Origin of the sequence: Streptomyces neyagawaensis (genome assembly GCF_023516595.1) — a bacterium.
Lineage (GTDB): Bacteria > Actinomycetota > Actinomycetes > Streptomycetales > Streptomycetaceae > Streptomyces > Streptomyces neyagawaensis.
In genome coordinates, this window is the sequence record NZ_JAMGBG010000243.1 from 1 (window position 1) to 578 (window position 578).

Sequence of the window (578 nt, forward strand, 5' to 3'; positions counted from 1 at the left end):
CGGCAACATCTCCTACGACCCCGCCAACCACGACTTCATGGTCCGCACCCGCCAAGCCAAGATCGACGGCATCGACATCCCCGACCTCCAGGTCGACGACCCGGACCGGGCCGACACCCTGGTCCTCGGCTGGGGCTCGACCTACGGTCCGATCACCGCCGCCGTGCGGCAACTGCGGCAGGACGGCGAGCCGATCGCGCAGGCGCATCTGCGGCACCTCAACCCCTTCCCGAACAACCTGGGCGAGGTCCTCGCGCGGTACGAGCAGGTCGTCGTGCCGGAGATGAACCTCGGGCAGCTCGCCATGCTCATCCGGGCGAAGTACCTGGTCGACGCCCGCTCCTACACCCAGGTCGCCGGCACACCGTTCACGGCGGGCCAGCTCGCCCACACACTGCGGGAGACGATCCGTGGGAACTGAACTGCGACTCCAGCCGAAGGACTTCAAGTCCGATCAGGAGGTGCGCTGGTGCCCCGGCTGCGGTGACTACGCGATCCTCGCCGCCGTCCAGGGCTTCATGCCCGAACTCGGCCTCGCCAAGGAGAACATCGTCTTCGTCTCCGGCATCGGCTGCTCC

General features: G+C 68.0%; 2 pseudogenes. Both read left to right on the forward strand.

The features are described 5' to 3' along the window. Positions 1-421, forward strand: a pseudogene (locus tag M8J73_RS44495) (2-oxoacid:acceptor oxidoreductase subunit alpha); the annotation flags it as partial. Then, positions 411-578: pseudogene (locus tag M8J73_RS44500) on the forward strand (2-oxoacid:ferredoxin oxidoreductase subunit beta); the annotation flags it as partial. The pseudogenes M8J73_RS44495 and M8J73_RS44500, both read left to right, overlap by 11 nt.